General features: G+C 72.2%; 17 protein-coding genes. 9 read left to right on the forward strand and 8 right to left on the reverse strand.

All coding sequences use genetic code 11. The annotated features are described in order from the left end of the window. Positions 1-50: 50 nt before the first annotated feature. On the forward strand, positions 51-716 hold the full coding sequence (locus ACP4IX_RS16975) for a class F sortase (RefSeq protein ID WP_426523303.1): 666 nt from the start codon (positions 51-53) through the stop codon (positions 714-716). A gap of 31 nt (positions 717-747) precedes the next feature. On the opposite strand, the gene ACP4IX_RS16980 is transcribed toward ACP4IX_RS16975, so the two are convergent. Then, entirely contained in the window at positions 748-1,584 is an 837-nt protein-coding gene (locus ACP4IX_RS16980; protein WP_426555989.1) for a polysaccharide deacetylase family protein, read from the reverse strand. A 109-nt stretch (positions 1,585-1,693) separates the two neighbouring features. Here ACP4IX_RS16980 and ACP4IX_RS16985 point away from each other — a divergent pair, with 109 nt between their 5' ends. After that, positions 1,694-2,155: a universal stress protein gene (locus tag ACP4IX_RS16985; protein ID WP_426523305.1), complete on the forward strand. Its 462-nt coding sequence runs from the start codon at positions 1,694-1,696 to the stop codon at positions 2,153-2,155. 101 nt (positions 2,156-2,256) lie between these two features. Next, positions 2,257-3,669, forward strand: coding sequence for an amino acid permease (locus tag ACP4IX_RS16990; RefSeq protein ID WP_426523306.1), 1,413 nt, complete (start codon positions 2,257-2,259; stop codon positions 3,667-3,669). Here ACP4IX_RS16990 and ACP4IX_RS16995 read toward each other — a convergent pair. Next, positions 3,666-4,481 (reverse strand): alpha/beta fold hydrolase, encoded by an 816-nt coding sequence (locus tag ACP4IX_RS16995; RefSeq protein ID WP_426555990.1) that lies wholly within the window; start codon positions 4,479-4,481, stop codon positions 3,666-3,668. The two genes, ACP4IX_RS16990 and ACP4IX_RS16995, sit on opposite strands and share 4 nt — an antisense overlap. A 57-nt stretch (positions 4,482-4,538) precedes the next feature. Between ACP4IX_RS16995 and ACP4IX_RS17000 the strand changes: the two genes are divergently transcribed. After that, complete coding sequence (locus ACP4IX_RS17000) at positions 4,539-5,012, forward strand: MarR family winged helix-turn-helix transcriptional regulator (protein WP_426523308.1); 474 nt, start codon at positions 4,539-4,541, stop codon at positions 5,010-5,012. Between the two features lie 41 nt (positions 5,013-5,053). Here ACP4IX_RS17000 and ACP4IX_RS17005 read toward each other — a convergent pair whose 3' ends face one another. Further along, the gene (locus ACP4IX_RS17005; RefSeq protein ID WP_426523309.1) at positions 5,054-6,208 is read right to left on the reverse strand and encodes a CapA family protein; all 1,155 of its coding nucleotides are present in this window, start codon (positions 6,206-6,208) and stop codon (positions 5,054-5,056) included. Positions 6,209-6,506: 298 nt separating this feature from the next. Here ACP4IX_RS17005 and ACP4IX_RS17010 point away from each other — a divergent pair, with 298 nt between their 5' ends. The 3 genes from ACP4IX_RS17010 to ACP4IX_RS17020 all read left to right on the forward strand — a co-directional run bounded on the left by ACP4IX_RS17010 (position 6,507) and on the right by ACP4IX_RS17020 (position 8,560). Continuing rightward, entirely contained in the window at positions 6,507-7,061 is a 555-nt protein-coding gene (locus ACP4IX_RS17010; RefSeq protein ID WP_426523310.1) for a sigma-70 family RNA polymerase sigma factor, read from the forward strand. 141 nt (positions 7,062-7,202) lie between these two features. After that, the gene (locus ACP4IX_RS17015) at positions 7,203-7,718 is read left to right on the forward strand and encodes a hypothetical protein (RefSeq protein ID WP_426523311.1); all 516 of its coding nucleotides are present in this window, start codon (positions 7,203-7,205) and stop codon (positions 7,716-7,718) included. 191 nt (positions 7,719-7,909) lie between these two features. Next, the gene (locus ACP4IX_RS17020) at positions 7,910-8,560 is read left to right on the forward strand and encodes a zf-HC2 domain-containing protein (RefSeq protein WP_426523312.1); all 651 of its coding nucleotides are present in this window, start codon (positions 7,910-7,912) and stop codon (positions 8,558-8,560) included. A gap of 25 nt (positions 8,561-8,585) precedes the next feature. On the opposite strand, the gene ACP4IX_RS17025 is transcribed toward ACP4IX_RS17020, so the two are convergent. Together ACP4IX_RS17025 and ACP4IX_RS17030 are read right to left on the reverse strand one after the other, a co-directional pair. Next, entirely contained in the window at positions 8,586-9,449 is an 864-nt protein-coding gene (locus ACP4IX_RS17025; protein ID WP_426523313.1) for an Fpg/Nei family DNA glycosylase, read from the reverse strand. 41 nt (positions 9,450-9,490) lie between these two features. Then, positions 9,491-11,581, reverse strand: coding sequence for a SpoIIE family protein phosphatase (locus ACP4IX_RS17030; protein WP_426523314.1), 2,091 nt, complete (start codon positions 11,579-11,581; stop codon positions 9,491-9,493). A 123-nt stretch (positions 11,582-11,704) separates the two neighbouring features. Here ACP4IX_RS17030 and ACP4IX_RS17035 point away from each other — a divergent pair, with 123 nt between their 5' ends. Next, the gene (locus ACP4IX_RS17035) at positions 11,705-13,126 is read left to right on the forward strand and encodes a lipase maturation factor family protein (RefSeq protein WP_426523315.1); all 1,422 of its coding nucleotides are present in this window, start codon (positions 11,705-11,707) and stop codon (positions 13,124-13,126) included. Positions 13,127-13,174: 48 nt separating this feature from the next. On the opposite strand, the gene ACP4IX_RS17040 is transcribed toward ACP4IX_RS17035, so the two are convergent. From ACP4IX_RS17040 to ACP4IX_RS17050, 3 genes are all read right to left on the reverse strand, one after another. Then, complete coding sequence (locus ACP4IX_RS17040; protein ID WP_426555991.1) at positions 13,175-16,198, reverse strand: alpha-mannosidase; 3,024 nt, start codon at positions 16,196-16,198, stop codon at positions 13,175-13,177. 385 nt (positions 16,199-16,583) lie between these two features. After that, positions 16,584-17,066 (reverse strand): N-acetyltransferase family protein, encoded by a 483-nt coding sequence (locus tag ACP4IX_RS17045; protein ID WP_426555992.1) that lies wholly within the window; start codon positions 17,064-17,066, stop codon positions 16,584-16,586. Positions 17,067-17,122: 56 nt separating this feature from the next. Continuing rightward, positions 17,123-17,299 (reverse strand): hypothetical protein, encoded by a 177-nt coding sequence (locus ACP4IX_RS17050; RefSeq protein ID WP_426523318.1) that lies wholly within the window; start codon positions 17,297-17,299, stop codon positions 17,123-17,125. A 474-nt stretch (positions 17,300-17,773) separates the two neighbouring features. Between ACP4IX_RS17050 and ACP4IX_RS17055 the strand changes: the two genes are divergently transcribed. After that, the gene (locus ACP4IX_RS17055; RefSeq protein WP_426523319.1) at positions 17,774-18,229 is read left to right on the forward strand and encodes a hypothetical protein; all 456 of its coding nucleotides are present in this window, start codon (positions 17,774-17,776) and stop codon (positions 18,227-18,229) included. Positions 18,230-18,420: the final 191 nt, after the last annotated feature.

Raw genomic sequence — 18,420 nt, forward strand, 5'->3', positions numbered from 1 at the left:
CTCGTATGCGCACAAGACACGGCGACGGCCGGGTCGAGAGGGGATGACGAATGGATGCGTCCGAGTTGGCCGAAGAAGAGGAGCGGCAGAGGAAGCGCGCTCCCTGGGGCGTGATAGCGCTTGTTCTGCTGACCGGACTCGCGCTCATCCGGAACGGTTCGGGGGAGTTCGACGCGGGCCCGCCGCAGCCGGCGTCGGCCGCCGCCTCGAACACCCGCGTCGCCGGTGAGAACAGCGCCGCCGCGGACATCGCGCCGCTGCCGCACGCCGTACCCGACCGGGTCTCCGTCCCCGCCATCCAGGTCGACGCGCCGGTCATACCGGTCGGTCTCGACGCGGACGGCTGGATCGACGCGCCGCCGCCCGAGGACCCGAATCTGGCCGGCTGGTTCACCGGCGCCGTCTCCCCCGGGGAAAAGGGCACCGCGGTCGTCGTCGGCCACGTGGACAACCAGCAGGGGCCTGCTGTTTTCTACGGGCTCGGCGCCCTGGAAAAGGGAAACAAGGTGGAAGTGCACCGCCAGGACGGAAAGACGGCGGTCTTCGAGATCTACGGCATCGAAGTGTTCGAGAAGGACAATTTCCCCGGCGACCGGGTCTACGCGTCCAAAGGCAGCCCCGAACTGCGAGTGATCACCTGCGGCGGCGGTTTCTCCGAGCGGGACGGATACGAGGGCAACGTCGTCGCCTTCGCCCGCATGACCGGGACCCGCTGAGCGCGTCCCGGCCCGGCGGGCGTACCGGGCGTCAGACGGGGCGTCGCCGGGGGACGGTCAGGTGGTAACCGGAGTCCAGCAGCTCGGGCAGATAGACCCGCAGGGCGCGGACGCTCTGCGAGCGGTCGCCCCCGGCGTCGTGCGAGAGCACCACGACGCCGGGGGCGGCGCCGTCCTCGACCCGGTCGACGATGGTGCCGGTGCCGGGGGTGGTCCAGTCGAGGGTGTCCACCGTCCAGGCGAGCGGTTCCATGCCGAGTTCGGCACCGAGCTGGAAGGCGGCGCGGTTCCACGCTCCGTACGGGGCCCGGAACCAGCGGGGCGGCTCACCGTAGGCCTGCTCGACGACCTCGCTGGTCCGTTCCATCTCGGAGCGGATGCGGCGTCGGCCGAGGCGGGTCAGCAGCGGGTGGGACCAGGTGTGGTTGCCGACGACGTGCCCCTCGTCGGCCATCCGGGACAGCAGGTCCCTGTGGTAGTCAGCCATCTCGCCGCACACGAAGAACGTCGCGCGCACGCCGTACCTCGCCAGCGTGTCCAGGATGTCCGGGGTGTAGCGGGGGTCGGGTCCGTCGTCGAAGGTGAGCATCATGGTGCGTCCGCGGCCCGACATGCGCAGGATCGGCTCACTGCGCACCGGGGGCCGCGGGGGTGCGGCACGGGGCGCGCCGTATCCGGTCAAGGGCTGAAGACGGTAGGCGGAGGGTCCCAGCGGCCGGTGCACCGGAGGGCCCGGGGCGGGGGTGACCGGCCGGGCCGGACCGCCCCCCGAGGTCACCGCGAGCGCACCGGCGGTGCCGGCCGCTCCCACGGCGGCGGCGCCGGCGAGCAGTGCGCGGCGTCGGCTGAGCAACTGATCCTTCTTCATGACCCATCAGTCGCCCGGCCGCGGTCCGGCGCACCTGAGCAACACCGGTGCGGAGGCACGGAACCACCCGCACGGCTCAGGGTCGGGACGGACCGGATAGCCTCGCCGCGTGACGGAACAGCACTCCCAGCAGTTCGAACGGGGCACGGACGGGCCGAAGGTCATCGTCGCCGGGGTCGACGGCTCCGGCTCCTCGCTCCGGGCCGCGGCCTACGCCGGCGGTCTGGCGCGGCGCCAGCACGCGCTGCTCGCCGTGGTGTACGTGCAGCCGGTACTGGCGGCGGGGGCGGCGCTCGGGGCGCCGGTGGCGGAGACGACGGACGAGATCGCCGAGGACCTGGTGGCCCAGATCAGGGAGGCGACCGAGCGCACCAGGGGGATATTCGACGTGCGCTGGGAGTTCCACACCTTCCGCGGTGACCCCTACAACGGGCTCGTCGAGGCGGCCGACCAGCTGAAGGCGGACGCCGTGGTCGTGGGCGCCTCGGAGCAGGCCGGGCACCGGTTCGTCGGCTCCGTCGCGGTGCGGCTGGTGAAGGCGGGGCGCTGGCCCGTGACAGTGGTGCCGTAGCGCCCTTCGGGTGGCGTGTGCGTCGTGGCTTCCGGCGCGGCCGGGTGTGAGTCGTCATGATCCACCGTCAGTCGTTTGCCGTGCACGAAGAGGTGAGGCGCGTGGCCGGGTTCCGCGTGGGCGAAGGCGTTCTCCGCCGCAAACCCATCGAGCGCATCGAGGACACCGAGGGCGGTGAGGACACCGGCCTGGTGCGGTCCCTCGGGCTGTGGCAGCTCACCGCGATCGGTGTGGGCGGCATCATCGGGGCGGGCATCTTCACCCTGGCCGGCACGGTCGCGGGCGGCACCGCGGGGCCGGCGGTCCTCGTCTCCTTCCTCGTCGCGGGCGTCGCGAGCGCGGCGGCCGCGCTGTCGTACGCCGAGTTCGCCGGACTGATCCCGAAGGCGGGCTCCGCCTACACCTACGGCTACGCCGTCCTCGGTGAGCTGGTGGGGTGGTTCATCGGCTGGGACCTGCTGCTGGAGTACACGGCGATCGTGGCGGTGGTCGCGATCGGCATCTCCGGCTACTTCAGCTTCCTGGTCGGTGAGATGGGCGCCGACCTGCCCAACTGGATGCTGGGCGCGCCCGGCACCGGCGACGGCCACCGGGTCGACCTCTTCGCGGCGGTGCTGTGCCTGCTGATCGCGTACCTGCTGACTCTCGGCATCAGGAACGCGGCCCGATTCGAGATGGTCGTGGTCGTGCTGAAGGTGCTGGTGGTGCTGCTGGTGATCGGGGTCGGCGTCTTCCACATCGACGCCTCGAACTACCACCCGTTCTTCCCGTACGGGGTCGGTGGGGCGTTCACCGGCGCGGCGACGGTGTTCTTCGCGGTCTTCGGCTACGACGCCATGTCGACGGCGGCCGAGGAGTCGAAGGACGCCCAGCGGCACATGCCGAAGGCGATCGTCTACTCGCTGATCATCTCGATGGTGCTGTACGTGGCGGCCTGTCTGGTGCTGACCGGCATGCAGGACTACGAGGACATCGACCCGGAGAGCGGCTTCTCGACGGCGTTCAAGTCGGTGGGGCTGGGCTCGCTCGCCGACGTCATCGCGGTGGGCGCCATCATCGGCATCCTCACGGTGATGTTCACGTTCATGCTGGGCGTCACCCGGGTGTGGTTCAGCATGAGCCGGGACGGGCTGCTGCCCAAGTGGTTCGCCAAGACCCACCCGACGCGGCACGTGCCGACCCGGGTCACCTGGATCGTCGGGTTCGCCTCGGCCGCGATCGCCGGGTTCCTGCCGATCGGCGAGGCGGCCGAGCTGACCAACATCGGCATCCTGCTGGCGTTCGTGGTGGTGTGCGCGGCGGTGATCGTGCTGCGTTACCGGCAGCCGGACCTGCCGCGCACCTTCCGTACGCCCTTCATGCCGGTCGTGCCGGCGCTGGGGATCGCCTTCTCGATCTGGCTGATCACGTTCCTGCAGTGGCAGACGTGGGCGCGGTTCGCCGTGTGGTTCGCGGTCGGCCTGGTGATCTACTTCGCGTACTCCTACCGCAAGTCGGAGCTGGCGCGCCGTTAGAGGCCGCGGAGGAAGTCGTCGACGATCTCGCCGAAGACCTCGGGCTTCTCCATGTTCGGGTAGTGCGCGGTGCCTTCGACGGTGACGGAACGGCCGTCCGGGACCGTACGGGCGAGCCGTTCCGCCTCGGCGATCAGGTCGGGGGCGTCCAGGTCGCCGTTGACGGTGAGGACCGGAACGTCGATCTTCGGAACCCGGGCCCAGGTGTCGGTCAGGGGCACGTGGTGGTTCTCCTCGTCCGGGGTGTGCTTGGAGAGGGTGCCGAAGGCCATCTCCCGCAGCCGGCGCGGGATATCCGGGTCGATGTCGCCGAGGGTGCGGGACTCCCCGGCCACGAAGCGCAGGAACGCGGTGAGCCAGCCCTCGACGTCGCCCGCGGCCAGCGCGCCGGCCTGTTCGGCCTGCACCCGGCGCACCCACGGGTCGGTGTACTCGAACTCGCTGGTGGCCGCACCGCAGGCCACCACCGCGCGGACCAGCTCCGGATACTCCAGCACCGTGTCCGTGGCGATGGCGCCGCCCATCGACACACCGACGAGCACCGCGGGGCCGGCGTCGAGGTGGCGCAGCAGGCCAGCCAGGTCGTCGGCCCACCGGAACGGCCGGGTCGCGTTGGCCGAGGCGCCATGGCCGCGGACGTCCGGTGCGATCACCCGGTACTCGGCGGCGAGGGGCGGAATCTGGGCGTCGAAGACCCGGTGGTCCGCGAACCCGGAGTGCAGCAGGACGACCAGGTCCCCGGCACCGGTGTCGCGGTAGGCGAGGTCGCCGTCGGCGGAACGGAAGAAGCAGAGATCCGAAGCAGCAGTCATGACAACCAAGGTGTCATGACTGGGCGTATATGACAACCAGGGTGTCATGATGGCGGGATGAAGGACATCGACGCACCACTCCCCCCGGACGCGCTCGCCCGGCGCCTCACCGAGGTGTACGACCTGGTCGGCCCCCTCTACCGGCGCGCGCAGCGCAGCGTCGAGCAGGGCCTGACCACCGACGGCCTGTCCGTCGGCGTCCGGGCCGTGCTGACCCTGCTGCACCGCAACGGGCCGATGACCGTGCCGCAGATGGGCCGGGCACAGTCGATCAGCCGCCAGTTCGTGCAGCGGATGGTGAACGACGCCACCGACCGGCGCCTGGTGGAGGGCATCCCGAACCCGGCGCACCGGCGGTCGTCACTGATCCGGCTCACGGACGAGGGCCGGGCGGCGATCACCGGGATCCTCGACCGGGAGCACCTGCTGTTGCGCGAGGTCGGCGGGGACCTCACGGACACCGACGTCGCCACGTGCCTGCGGGTGCTCGGGGCCATGCTGACGGCCCTCGACCACGTGGACGACGCCTGACCCGCGCGGACACCACCCGGCCCACGCGGACGAAGCCCGGCCTACTCCCCCATCACCAGCCCGTCCTCGGCCGCGCCCCTGCTGAGTACGACGTCGCGGATGCGGTCGCGCACGGCCCGCACGTCGGCACCCTCCTTCAGCGCGCGGTTGAGGTTCACCACCCGGCCGGCGTCGACGTCGAACAGCTGCGGGACGAACTCGGCCCTGGTCACCCGCCAGCGTTCGCCGGGCCGGGCGGGCGGGGCGAAGGTGAAGCGGCCGATGGTCGACTGGTTGCCCCGCGGATCGCGGACGCCCTCGTCGTTGATCATCTCGCCCGCGATCTGATCGCCCATCCCGTAGATCACCCAGGTGCCGTTGACCTTCTCGTAGGCCTGCGGGACATGGGCGTGGGTGCCGAGGATCAGGTCGATGTCGGGGCGGTCGCCGCTGCGTGCGGCGGTCAGGCTCCGGGCCAGGTCCAACTGGTCCCGGTCGGGCTCGTCCTGCCATTCCGTACCCCAGTGCAAGGACACGACGACGATGTCCGCGCCGGACTCCCGGGCGGCCCGGGAGTCCGTGACGATCCGCTCCTCGTCGATCATGCCGACCGCCCAGGGCTGCCCCTCGGGAATCGGGTGACCGTTGGTGTGGAGGGTGTAGGCGAGGTGGGCGACCTCGGCCCGGCCCGCGCGCAGGACCGTCGCGGTGCGCGCCTCGGCCTCGGTGCGCGCCGTCCCGGCGTGCCGTACGCCGGCGCGGTCGAGGGCGTCCAGGGTGCGGCGGATGCCGTCGGCGCCGTCGTCGACGCTGTGGTTGGAGGCGGTGGAGCAGCCGTCGTAGCCGGTGGCGGCCAGCGCCTCGGCCACCTCGGGCGGGGACTTGAAGAGGGGGTAGCCGCTGTAGTCGCCGGGCGCGCCGTACACGGTCTCCATGTGGCACAGGGCGAGGTCGGCGGGCGAGACGACGGGTTCGGCACCGGCGAGCATCGGACGGAAGTCGTAGCCGGTGCCGCCCGCGTCGAAGCGCGCCCGCTCGATGATCGAGTCGTGCGGCAGTACGTCGCCCGAGGCGACCAGGGTGAAGACGCCGGTGTCCGCGGCGGACGGGGCCGGGGCCGGTCGTCTCGGTGGTTCGTGGTCGCGGGCCTGACAGGCGGCACCCGCGGTGAGGAGGGCGGTCAGGGCCAGGGCCACCAGCCGACTGCGTGTGATCATCCGTTCACTCCGCTGTGGTCACTCACACCAATGAAAAATCACATTTACACACAAATAGATAAGGAGGTTCCTCTGTCACGGGCGGCTCCGACACGCTCATTAGCCCGTCCGGCATGCGCGAAGGGGGGCGCGCCGACGGTTCGACCGGGTGCGCCGACCGTGCGCACGGGGGTGCGCCGGCGGTGCGCAAGGGACGCGCCGACCGTTCGTCGAACCGTTCGTCGACGCGATCGACCGTCCGTCGCACGCCTGTGCGTGCGCCCTGTCCCCGGGCGGCGCCCTGGGGTGCCATACGGCCATGACGGCCGGAATCACCCTCATGGACAGGACGAACGGGACGACCGCCGAGCACGAGCTCGCCGCACTGCAGCGCGAGCACGGCCGGCCGCTCTTCGCGCTGCTGCTGCGGCTCAGCGACGGTGACCGGCAACGCGCCGAGGACCTCGTACAGGAGACCCTGGTCCGCGCCTGGCAGCACCCCGAGGCCCTGCGCGCCGACGACTTCGACTCGGTGCGGCCCTGGCTGCTCACCGTGGCCCGGCGCCTCGCGATCGACGCGCGCCGGGCCCGGCAGGCACGGCCCGCCGAGGTCGGTGACGCCGTACTGGAGAACGCTCGGGTCTGCGCCGATCACGCCGAACGGGCCGCCGCGGCCCTGGACGTGCGCGAGGCTGTGAAGACTCTCACTCCGGAGCACCGTGAAGTCCTGGTGCTGGTGTACTTCCAGGGGGCGAGTGTGGCGGAAGCCGCGGCAGCCCTGGGCATCCCGCCCGGTACCGTGAAGTCCCGCGCGTACTACGCGCTGCGCGCCCTGCGCAGGGTGCTACCGGGATACGCCGCCGACCTGCGGTGAAACCGAAGGCAGAGTCAAGCCTTCGCAAAGCGCCTTGCCCTGGACCCCGGTTGGGTAATCGGCTGTCCTCATCCGTGTTTCGGACGGGGGCCCATGACCCGGATCGGGCGACGCGCACGCACCGGAGGAAGGCAGGAAGGGATGCTGCACACAGGTCCAGAGAGCACGGACGGCGCCGGAAGAGGCGAACTGGCCGTGCCCATGGCGTGGTTGTACGCCGAATACATCGCCGACGAGCTGCTGCGGACCGGTGACCTGATGCCGCCGACGTCCTTCGAGTTCCGCGCCGGACGCGACGCCCTGGCGCTGACCGTCTTCCTGTCCGACACCGACGACGAGCTCAGCGGCATCCGGGTCGTCACCCACCTGGAGACCTGGCTGTCACTGACCGCCTACGACCAGCCGTGGCACGAGTGGGTGCGGGAGCGCCTGACCGAGGCCACGGCCGACGCGGTCGCCGCCGGCCGGCACTCGCCGGACCTGGAACTGGCACGGACGGCCTGGCGCTGGCTGGAGGAGACCGAACTGCTCGCCCCGGACCTGAACGCGGTGCCCGGTGGTGCGCCGGTGACCGGGGAGGACGAGGGGCCGAAGGTGTGGACGCCGGCCTGGCAGCTGGGGCTGCCCCTCGGCCATCTCGCCATCCATCTCTTCTAGCCGCCCCGGCAGGCCTCCCCCGGAGCCCGGCCGATGTACGGACAGGTCCGAGACCGGACCGGTCCGCGGGCCCGGCGGCTCCGACCCCTCGGTCGCGATGTCGTCCGTGGCTTGAGTGATTCGGCTGTCCGGCCCGTACGGGTGGGAGCAAGGAGCAGCCCCACCCGCACACAACGGCACGAGGATGCGGCATGAGGTCCCTGGGAAGGCATCGTGACGCCGGCGCCTACGCGCTCGGCGTACTGGACGAGGCGGAAGCGTTCCGCTTCGAGGACCACCTCGTCGGGTGCCCCCGGTGCGCGGCGCGGGTGGCCGAGTTCGGCCCCGCCACCCGTCAGCTGATGTTGTACCGGCAGGCGACGCCCCGCCTCGTCCACCCCGTGACCGGGCCCGGCACCGGGCTCCTCGACCGGCTGCTGTCCGAGGTGGCGGCGCGTCACCGGGCCGGCCGCAGGCGGGTGCTGTACGCCGTGACCGCCGCGGTCGTGGGCGCCGTGGCCGGTCCCGGCGCCGTGATCTGCGCGAGCCGGGCCGACACCGCGGTGCGGGTCGACGCGACCGACGTGCGCACCGGGGTGTGGGCGCAGGTCACGGCGGAGGACGAGGCCTGGGGCACCGGCGTGGAACTCGAGGTCAGGGACGGGGCGGGCCCGCGCTCCTGCCGGCTGATCGCCGTCGGCCGCGACGGCACGGAGCAGACGGTCACCAGCTGGAGCGTCCCCGGCCACGTCACCCGGCCGAGCACCATGCACGGCGGGGCCGCCCTGCGTCCCGACCAGATCGCCCGCTACGAGGTGCGGACCACGGACGGGGAGCGCCTCGTGACCCTCCCCACCGCATGACCGCTCGACGACCGCCCGGCGCCCGCTACTTGAGCAGCCGGGACAGCCTCCGGTCCGCCAGCGGCTTGCCGCCGGTCTGGCAGGTCGGACAGTACTGGAGCGAGGAGTCGCTGAAGGACACCTCCCGCACGGTGTCGCCGCACACCGGGCAGGGCTCGCCGGTGCGGCCGTGGACGCGCAGGCCGCTCTTCTTCTCGGCCTTCAGCCGGCCGGCCGCGATGCCCCTCGAGCGCTCGACCGCCTCGGTGAGCGTCGTGCGCAGGGCCGCGTACAGCAGTGCCGTCTCCTCGTCGGTGAGCGACGCGGCCAGTTTGAACGGGGACATCTTCGCCGCGTGCAGAATCTCGTCACTGTACGCGTTCCCCACGCCCGCGATGAGGCTCTGGTCGCGCAGGGCTCCCTTGAGCTGCCGTCGCTCGCCGTCGAGGAGGGCGGCGAAGCGCTCCTCGTCGAAGTCGTCGGCGAGCGGGTCCGGCCCGAGCCGGGCCACGCCCGGCACCTCCTGCGGGTCGGCCACGACGTACACGGCGAGCCGCTTCTGGGTGCCGGCCTCCGTCAGGTCGAAGCCGGCGCCGGTCTCCAGGGCGACGCGCAGGGCCAGGGGCCCCTTGCCGGGGCGCGGAAGGCCGCCGGGGAGACCGTCCCTCCAGTGCAGCCAGCCGGCGCGGGCCAGGTGGGTCACCAGGTGCGGGCCGCCGGCGGTCTCGACGTCGAGGAACTTGCCGTGGCGGTGCACGGCGGCCACCCGGCGGCCCTCCAGGGCGGTGAGCGGAGGGTCGTACGTCTTCAGGACACTGATCGCCACGGGCAGCACACGGACGATCTCGCGGCCGGTGAGATGCTCGGCCAGGAAGTCCCTGAGCGCCTCGACCTCGGGCAGTTCGGGCATACGTCCAGGGTGCCACCGGGGCTCCGGAGCGCCAGTGGGGTTCAGCCCGCCCGATGGGACACCAGGAACTCGGACCACACGCACTTGCCGCCGCCGCGTGCCTCCACCCCCCACCCGTCGGCGAGCGCCTCGACCAGGAGCAGCCCCCGTCCGGAGACACCGGAGTCCCCGGCCTCGCGGCGGCGCGGCAGGGCGCTGGAGGTGTCCTCGACCTCGACCCGCAGCCGGCGGTCGGTGCCGGTGAGCAGCCGCAGGGTGACGATCGCGGAGCCCTCGGTGTGCATGAGGGCGTTGGTGACCAGTTCGTCGGCGACCAGTTCGATCTCGTCGCTCTGGTCCCCGGCACCCCAGGACCGGACCGCGGCGCGGATCATGTGCCGGGCTTCGGTGAGGGCCTCGGGATCGCCCGGGGAGACATGCTGCTGGAGCCGGCCGAAGGTACGGGGAGCGCCCGTCCCGTGGCGGTGCAGCAGGAGCAGCGCCACGTCGTCGTCGCCGCGGCGCTCCTCGGCCACGTCGATGAGCCGGTCGGCCAGGTCGCGTACGTCCTTCGGTCCGGAGGCGACCAGCCCCGCGAGGATCTCCATTCCCTCGTCGAGGTCGGCGCCGGGCTGCTCGACCAGGCCGTCGGTGCACAGCAGCAGGGTGTTGCCCGGATCCAGTTCGACGGTGGCGACCGGGTAGGCGAGGCGCCCGAACTCGGCGGACAGGCCGAGCGGCAGCCCGCCCTCGACGGGGACGCGGCGGCAGGAGCCCTCGCCGTACCGCAGCAGGGGGTCGATGTGGCCGGCGCGGACCACCTGGACCACGCCGGTGGCCAGGTCGGCCTCCGCGTACAGGCAGGTCGCGAAGCGGTCGGTGTCGAGTTCGTGGAGGAAGACGGAGGCCCGCGCCATCACCGTGGCCGGGGGATGGCCCTCGGCCGCGTAGGCGCGCAGCACGATGCGCAGCTGGCCCATGACGGCGGCGGCGTGCGTGTCGTGGCCCTGGACGTCGCCGATGACGGCGCCGACGCGTCCGCCGGGCAGTGGGATCACGTCGTACCAGTCGCCGCCGATGTCGCGGCCGAGGGCGCCGCCGATGGTGGCCGCGCGGTAGCGGACGGCGACGTCGCAGCCGGGCACGCTGGGAATGGTGCGCGGCAGCATGGCCTGCTGCAGGCCCTCGGCGAGGTCCATCTCCTGCTCGTAGAGCATGGCCCGCTGGAGGCTCTGCGCGATGCCGCTGCCGAGCGCGACGAGTACGTTGCGGTCCTCCGCGGAGAAGCCGTGCCGGTCGCTGTAGAGCAGCCCGATCGCGCCGATCGGGCGGGCCTGGGCGATCAGCGGCAGGTAGGCGGCCGCGGTGATGTTCAGGTGGGTGATGTCCTTCCACAGGAGGGGGTAGCGCTCCGCGAACTCCTCCGGCGACTCGATGAAGCGGGGACTGAGGGTCCGTACGGCCTCGCTCATCGGGTACGGCTCGTCGATCCGGGTGACGCGGGTGCCGGGGACGAAACTGTTGTCGGGGCCGTCGGCGACCAGCCGGATGCGGCCGGCCTCGACCAGGCCCATGACGAGGCTGGCCGCGCCGAGCCGGGTGAGGCCGTGGGTGTCCCGCAGGACGTCGATGACGTCGTCCACGGTGCGGGCGTGCGCGAGTGCGGCCGTGGCGAGCTGGACGACGTTGGTGAGCCGGCGGCGGGCCTCGTCCTGTGCGGCCTGCTCGCGGCGGGCCTCGATGTCCGCGACCTCCTGGGTGGCGTCGCGGACGATGCCGATGATGCGGCGCGGCCGGCCGGTCTCGTCGCGGCGGATGTAGCCCTGGGTGCGGGTCCAGCGCAGGGTGCCGTCGCGGCAGCGCAGGCGGAAGTAGGTGCCGTAGTTCTCGCTGCCGTCCTTCATGGCCTGGGCGACCAGGGCGTCCAGGCGGCTGCCCTCCGCCGCGGGAACGCGCGCCGACAGCGACTCGGGACGCCCGTCGTACTCCTCGGGGCGCAGGTCGAACACCTCGTAGGCCTGGGCGTCCATGTGGAAGAGTCCCGTGTCCAGGTCCCAGTCGAAGCTGCCCATGCGGTTGAGCGCCAGGACGGGGTCCGGGTGGGCGGGCCAGTCGTCCGGGAGTGACGGGGCACTCGCTCCCCGATCAGCCATGGGCCCCACCTTGCCAGGATTCGCCTGATTCTTCGACTGCTGGTCGGCCACCGGGCCCCGCCTCCGGGAAACCTCCGGCCGACCGGGGTACACCGAGCGTTATCGTACGAGAGGAGCGCGGCCGTGGAGTGGTTCACCGCACCCGACTACTGGCTGAGCCGGCTGGTCTTCCAGCGGGCCCTGGCCGTCGTGTACCTGGTCGCGTTCCTGACGGCGGCCCTCCAGTTCCGTGCGCTGATGGGCGAGCGCGGTCTGACGCCCGTGCCCCGGTTCGTCGAGCGGGTGCCGTTCGAACGGGCGCCGAGCCTGTTCCAGCTGCGCTACTCGGACCGTCTCTTCGCGGCCGTGGCGTGGGCGGGCTGCGCGGTGTCGGCGGCGCTGGTGGCGGGGCTGGACTCGCTGCTGCCGCTGTGGGGCGCCATGCTGCTGTGGCTGGTGCCGTGGGTCCTGTATCTGTCGATCGTCAACGTCGGGCAGACCTGGTACTCCTTCGGCTGGGAGTCGCTGCTGCTGGAGACCGGTTTCGTCGCGGTGTTCCTCGGCAACGACGAGGTGGCGCCGCCGATCGTCGTGCTGTTCCTGCTGCGCTGGCTGCTGTTCCGGGTCGAGTTCGGAGCGGGGCTGATCAAGATGCGGGGTGACGAGTGCTGGCGGAAGCTGACCTGCCTGGACCACCACCACGAGACCCAGCCGATGCCGGGCCCGCTGAGCTGGTTCTTCCACCACCTCCCGCGGCCTGCGCACCGGGTCGAGGTGGCCGCGAACCATGTCACCCAGCTCGTGGTGCCCTTCCTGCTGTTCACGCCGCAGCCCGTGGCGACGGCCGCCGCGGCGCTGATGATCGTGACCCAGCTGTGGCTGGTGCTGTCGGGCAACTTCTCCTGGCTGAACTGGATCACCATCGTGCTGGCTCTGTCGGCGGTGGAGTTCCCGGCCGAGCCGCCGTCCGTGCCCGCCGCGCCGCTCTGGTACGAGGTGGTGGTCCTCGCGGTGGCGGCACTGCTGGTGTTCCTGAGCCACCGGCCGGTCCGCAACATGCTCTCCCGCGGCCAGGTGATGAACCGCTCCTTCGACTCGCTCCACCTGGTCAACACCTACGGTGCCTTCGGAACCGTCAGCCGGGTCCGCTACGAGGTGGTGATCGAGGGGACCGCCGACGAGGTGGCCCGCGAGGACGGGGACTGGCGGGAGTACGAGTTCAAGGGCAAGCCCGGGGACCCGCGGCGCTGGCCGCGCCAGTTCGCGCCGTACCACCTGCGCCTCGACTGGCTGATGTGGTTCGCCGCGCTGTCGCCCTCGTACGCCGCGTCCTGGTTCGGCACCTTCGTGGAACGGTTGCTGGAGAACGACCGGGCGACGCTGAAGCTGCTGCGCCGCTCCCCGTTCCCGCCCGACGCGCCGCCGCGCTTCGTCCGCGCCCGGCTGTTCCGCTACCGGTACACGACGTGGCGGGAGCTGCGGGAGACGGGCGCGTGCTGGAAGCGGACGTACGTGCGGGAGTATCTGCCGCCGACGCGGCTGACGGGAACCGCTCGGCGACCATGACGAGGACCCGGTCCGGTCGACGGGGCGGGCCGGGTCCTCGTCGAGGCGCTACGCGCGCTTCAGCCGCAGGGTCATCAGCTGGAACGGACGCAGTCGTACGGCGATCCGGTCGCCGTCCGCTTCCGCCGCGGCCTCCTCTCCGGCGAGCGGGCGTTCCAGCAGGTCGGTGACGGCCACACCCGCGACCGGGAAGCCCGCCGTCAGGGTGGCCCTCGCCCGGCCGCCGTGTGCCTCGTGGAAGCGGACCACCACGTCGCCGCTGCCGTCGTCGGCCAGCTTGACGGCGGTGACCACGACCGCGTCCCGGTCGGCCGCGATCAGCGGCGCGACCTCGCCGGCGCCCGTCACGCGCCGCTCGGGCAGGTTGATCCGCCAGCCCTCGCGCACGGCGTCGCCGATGCCCGCGCCCGGCACCAGCGCGTGCCGGAACCGGTGCACGCCCTGGTCGGTCTCGGGGTCCGGAAAGCGCGGGGCGCGCAGCAGCGAGACCCGGACGGTGGTGGTCGTACCGGCGTCGCCGTCGGTGCGGACGGTGCGGGTCACGTCGTGGCCGTACGTCGAGTCGTTGACGACGGCGACTCCCCAGCCGGGCTCCTCGAGGTGGACGAAGCGGTGGTTGCAGGCTTCGAACTTGGCCGCCTCCCAGCTGGTGTTGGTGTGTGTGGGCCGGTGGACGTGCCCGAACTGGGTCTCCGACGCGTACCGTTCCGCGTGTACGTCGAGCGGGAAGGCGAGCTTGAGGAACTTCTCCGTCTCGTGCCAGTCGACCTCGGTGTCCACCTCCAGCCGCCGTTCCCCCGGCGCGAGCGTCAGCACCTGGGTGACGCGGGAGGAGCCGAAGGAGCGGACGGTCCGCACCGACGCGCCGTCGTCGCCGGGGACGGCCTCGTCCACGTCGGTGAGGTCGGTGGCGGTGTTGCGGTAGAACGCGTCGACGTCCCAGGCGTCCCACTTGTTCGGGACGTCGGGGTGGAGCTGGAGCAGGTTGCCCGCACCTGCGGGTGCGATCGTCTCGCGGTCGGCGCCGATGTCGTACACCGAGACGACCAGGCCCCGGTCGTCGATCCCGACGCGCAGCAGACCGTTGTCCAGGACGTACCCGCCGCCCGGGCGGGGGGTGAGGACGGTGCGGCCCCCGGTGGCGGGGGTCGCGGCGGCTCCCGCCGGCACACCGGCCCGGGTGTGCGGGGCGGCGTTGAAGACCAGCGGGGTGTCGCCCTCTCCGGCCAGGGCGCGCTGGGCGGCGTCGATGATCCGGTTCAGCTCGGCGGCGATCCGGTCGTAGGTCGCGCGGGCCTCGCGGTGCACCCAGGCGATGGAGGAGCCGGGCAGGATGTCGTGGAACTGGTGCAGCAGCACTGTCTTCCAGATCCGGTCCAGGTCCTCGTACGGGTAGGGGAACCCGGTGCGCACGGCGGCCGTGGCCGCCCACAGCTCGGCCTCGCGCAGCAGGTGTTCGCTGCGGCGGTTGCCCTGTTTGGTCTTGGCCTGGCTGGTGAGGGTGGCGCGGTGCAGTTCGAGGTACAGCTCGCCGACCCAGACCGGCGGCTCGGGGTTCTCGGCCTCGGCCTTCTCGAAGAAGGCGTGCGGGGTCTCCCATGCGACCGTCGCCGAGCCTTCGAGGTCGCGCAGCCGGGCCGCCTTGGCGATCATCTCGCGGGTGGTTCCGCCCCCTCCGTCACCCCAGCCGGTGGGGGCGAGGGAGTGCCGGGCGACGCCCTTGTCCTTGAAGTTGCGGGCGGCGTGCGCGATCTCGCCGCCCTTCATGGAGCAGTTGTAGGTGTCGACCGGTGGGAAGTGCGTGAAGACACGGGTGCCGTCGATGCCTTCCCAGCGGAAGGTGTGGTGCGGGAACGTGTTCGTCTGCGACCAGGAGATCTTCTGCGTCAGCAGGTACTTGGTGCCGGCCGCCTTGATGATCTGCGGCAGTCCGGCCGCGAAGCCGAAGGTGTCCGGGAGCCACGCCTCGTCGGTCTCGACGCCGAACTCGTCGAGGAAGAACCGCTTGCCGTGCACGAACTGCCGGGCCATCGCCTCCGAGCCGGGCATGTTGGTGTCCGACTCCACCCACATGCCGCCGGCCGGCACGAACCGGCCGTCCGCGACGGCCTTCTTCACCCCGGCCCACACCTCGGGCCGGTGGTCGCGGATCCACGCCCACTGCTGGGCCTGCGACATGGCGAAGACGAAGTCCGGCTCGTCCTCCAGGAGGGCGGTCATGTTGGAGGCGGTACGGGCCACCTTGCGCACGGTCTCGCGCAGTGGCCACAGCCACGCCGAGTCGATGTGCGCGTGGCCGACGGCGCTGAGGCGGTGCGCGGAGGGGACGGCGGGGGCGGACAGCACCTCCGTGAGGCGGGAACGGGCCTGCTCCGCCGTGCCGTTGACGTCCTGGAGGTCGATGGCGTCCAGCGCCTTGTCCACGGCCCGCAGGATCTCCCAGCGGCGCGGCGACTCCACGGGCAGTTCGGCCATCAGCTCACCGAGCACCTCCAGGTCGAGCACGAGGTGCCACACGGTCTCGTCGAGGACGGCGAGGTCCATGCGGGTGAGCGTGTACTGCGGATCGCTGCCCGCGGTGTCCTTGTCGCCGAGCGGTGTGGGCACGAAGGGGCGGTAGCCGAACACGACGGGGTTGGAGGCGGCTTCGATGTGCAGGCGCACCTCCTCGCCGCCCTCCGCGGGAGCGGCGATCCGCACCCACTGGTTGCGCGGGTTGAGGCCCTTCACCGGGGTGCCGTCGGGCCGGTAGACCAGGCCCTCGCACTGGAAGCCGGGCATGTTCTCGTCGAAGCCGAGGTCGAGGACGGCCTCCACCGTCCGGCCGGCCCATTCCTCGGGGACGGTTCCGGTGACGCGGAACCAGCTGGTGCCCCAGGGGGCGCCCCAGCGGGCTCCCACCTCGATGGGACCGGGTTCGGCCGCGAGTCCCTCGGCGACCGGCACGGGTTCGTCGGGCGCGTGCCACACCGCCACGTCCAGCGGCACGGACTCGGGGTACACGGCAGGGCGGACGCGCTCGTCGAGAACGCGCTCGAGGCGGGCTTCGACCAGGTCGCGGTCGTCATGCATGCGGGACGCTCCGTGGTTGAGGGGGCGGGTGCGGGTCACGGCGGCGGGTTCCGACGTGGTGTACAGCTCCCCCACCGCGCGCGGTTCGAACCGTGCGGCGCGCTCGCCCGGGGAAGGGCCGCCGGCGAACCACGCACGCCGGCGGTGCCGCCGGGGACGCGGCGGGTGACGGCCGGCGGGACACGGTGGAGGGTGCGGTGGCGTACGTCGGCGCGCGACGGTGGTCCCGTTCGGTCGTTCGGCACCCCGGGCCTCGGTCCCGCGCCGTCCGGTGGGCGGGGCTTCCGGGGGCGGAGGCCGCGCTGCCGGAGCGTGCGGAGCGGATCGGATCGGATCGAGGCGCCGTGCGTCCCTGGCGGCGACCGGCCCGCCGGCCCGCGGGCCCCTACAGCGCGCGGTGCATGACGTGCAGGCCGACCCGCCCGTGCCGCGGGTGGTCGAAGGCGTCCGGCACCGTGCCCAGGATGGTGAAACCGAGGGAGGTCCAGAGTTTCACGGCGGGGTTGGTCTCGACGACGGCGTTGAAGACCATGCCCCGGTACCCGTCGGCCCTGGCGGCGGCCAGGACGTGTTCGGCGAGGGCCCGGCCGGTACCCCGTCCGGCCCGGTCGGGGTCGACCATGAATCCGGCGTTCGCGATGCGGGCGGCGGGGCCGCCGTAGTTGGGCGTGACATAGGCGGAGGCGACGACGGTGCCGGTGTCGTGCTCCGTGACGTAGACGCGTTTGGCGGGGTTCATCCACAGGACCCGGGCGTCCTCCTCGGACGTGTCCGGGTCCCAGGCGTAGGTCTCGCCGGCCGCGACGATGCGGTGCCAGAACGGCCAGATGTGCGGCCAGTCGTCGGCCGTCGCTTCCCTGATCAGCATGGGCGCGAGTCTCGCACGCCCCTGCTTCCGGCACGTTCTGAGGGTGGTGCCGCGGGTCAGTCGACGCTGGGCAGGATGTGGGGCTCGGCGAGGTCCTCCTCGTAGCCCGCGAGGCGGATGGGGGCGGACCGGGCCCACACGTCGAGGCTGCCGATCTCGCCGGGCCGGCGGCCCGCGCGCTCGGTGCGTTCCTCGGGGCGTTGCTCTGGACTCGTCGTCGTGTCCGGTGTCACCGCGCACTCCTTATGTGTCGGGTCACCCTCGGGGCCTGTCGGCCAGTCTCCTGTCCGGCACCCGGCGCCCGCTCGGGTGTGGGTCGAATGCAGTTCGGACGCGGTGGCGCCGGCAACTCGTGCGAGAGCAGGCCGTTGTGAACCGGCTTGTCCCCTGCGGACCTTGGGTGGGGGTAGTGCCCTTGTACTGCCGTCCGTCCGCTCCAGATTAACCAAATGAGCGGGGATGCGCTCTATGGGGCTCAAAACATGGAAGAAGCATTGCCCTTCGTTCCGCGCACAGTTGGCCCCAGTCTGCCCCGGTTCATCCGCTTGTGCACCGCTCACAACTCACCCGTTCGGCCCACATCATCGACCTGGCCTTCGAATGTCGTCGGCGGCGGGTCGCGCAAGTTAAGTTGCCGTTGGCTGCGGCGCAAGCTCGCCATGGTCTGCTGCTGGTCGGCAACGGCTGTCTCGTGGGAGGACCGAGGCATGGAACTGCGCAGCGTCGAGGAGCTGATGGACCTGCTGTACGCCTGCCGGGGCGAACGGTCCTCGGCGGAGCACGGCGGCGAGCCCGTGGACCTGCATGGACACGCACTGCGGACCGCCGCGCTGCTGCGCCGGCGCCGCCCCGCCGACAAGGAACTCCAAGTGGCCGGCCTGGTGTCGCCCGTGGGCCGGCTGCTGTGGCCCGGCAACCCGGCCGGCCGGACGGCGGACGCGGTGCGGCCGCTGCTCGGCTCACGCGTCGCCCGCCTGGTGCGCCGGCACGACCACCCGGACGCCTGGGCCCACGACGACGACCTGGCCAGCCTGCGCCAGGCCGACGAGGAGGCCCGCACCACCGTCTTCGACGCCGGGGTGCTGGAGGACTGGCGCACGATACTCGAGCTGACGGCGGCGCGGCACTCGGGGCTCGGCGCCGTCGACTTCAGACGCCCCTGAGGGTTCGCCCCGCGAGCGCGCGAGGGGCGCCCCCGGGATCCAGGAGGCCGCGCGGTGGCCCGGACGGGCTGCGGGCACGCGGCGGGGCCTGTACGGGACGACGTCGCGCAGGACGCGTGACCGACGCACCGGGAACACCGGCGGTCGCCCCCACGGTGGCCGGGACCCGGCTGACGGGCCTCCGGATGGGA

Origin of the sequence: Streptomyces sp. WG5 (assembly GCF_049974565.1) — a bacterium.
Classification (GTDB): Bacteria; Actinomycetota; Actinomycetes; order Streptomycetales; family Streptomycetaceae; genus Streptomyces.

What these genes read in the sequence shown, in the direction of transcription:
- ACP4IX_RS17020 (WP_426523312.1), top strand. Translation starts at nt 7,910, where the DNA reads ATGAGGTCCCTGGGAAGGCATCGTGACGCCGGCGCCTACGCGCTCGGC.
- ACP4IX_RS17015 (WP_426523311.1), top strand. Translation starts at nt 7,203, where the DNA reads ATGCTGCACACAGGTCCAGAGAGCACGGACGGCGCCGGAAGAGGCGAA.
- ACP4IX_RS17005 (WP_426523309.1), bottom strand. Translation starts at nt 6,208, where the DNA reads ATGATCACACGCAGTCGGCTGGTGGCCCTGGCCCTGACCGCCCTCCTC.
- ACP4IX_RS17030 (WP_426523314.1), bottom strand. Translation starts at nt 11,581, where the DNA reads ATGGCTGATCGGGGAGCGAGTGCCCCGTCACTCCCGGACGACTGGCCC.
- ACP4IX_RS17045 (WP_426555992.1), bottom strand. Translation starts at nt 17,066, where the DNA reads ATGCTGATCAGGGAAGCGACGGCCGACGACTGGCCGCACATCTGGCCG.
- ACP4IX_RS17040 (WP_426555991.1), bottom strand. Translation starts at nt 16,198, where the DNA reads ATGCATGACGACCGCGACCTGGTCGAAGCCCGCCTCGAGCGCGTTCTC.
- ACP4IX_RS17055 (WP_426523319.1), top strand. Translation starts at nt 17,774, where the DNA reads ATGGAACTGCGCAGCGTCGAGGAGCTGATGGACCTGCTGTACGCCTGC.
- ACP4IX_RS17010 (WP_426523310.1), top strand. Translation starts at nt 6,507, where the DNA reads ATGACGGCCGGAATCACCCTCATGGACAGGACGAACGGGACGACCGCC.
- ACP4IX_RS16995 (WP_426555990.1), bottom strand. Translation starts at nt 4,481, where the DNA reads ATGACTGCTGCTTCGGATCTCTGCTTCTTCCGTTCCGCCGACGGCGAC.
- ACP4IX_RS17025 (WP_426523313.1), bottom strand. Translation starts at nt 9,449, where the DNA reads ATGCCCGAACTGCCCGAGGTCGAGGCGCTCAGGGACTTCCTGGCCGAG.
- ACP4IX_RS16980 (WP_426555989.1), bottom strand. Translation starts at nt 1,584, where the DNA reads ATGAAGAAGGATCAGTTGCTCAGCCGACGCCGCGCACTGCTCGCCGGC.
- ACP4IX_RS17000 (WP_426523308.1), top strand. Translation starts at nt 4,539, where the DNA reads ATGAAGGACATCGACGCACCACTCCCCCCGGACGCGCTCGCCCGGCGC.
- ACP4IX_RS16975 (WP_426523303.1), top strand. Translation starts at nt 51, where the DNA reads ATGGATGCGTCCGAGTTGGCCGAAGAAGAGGAGCGGCAGAGGAAGCGC.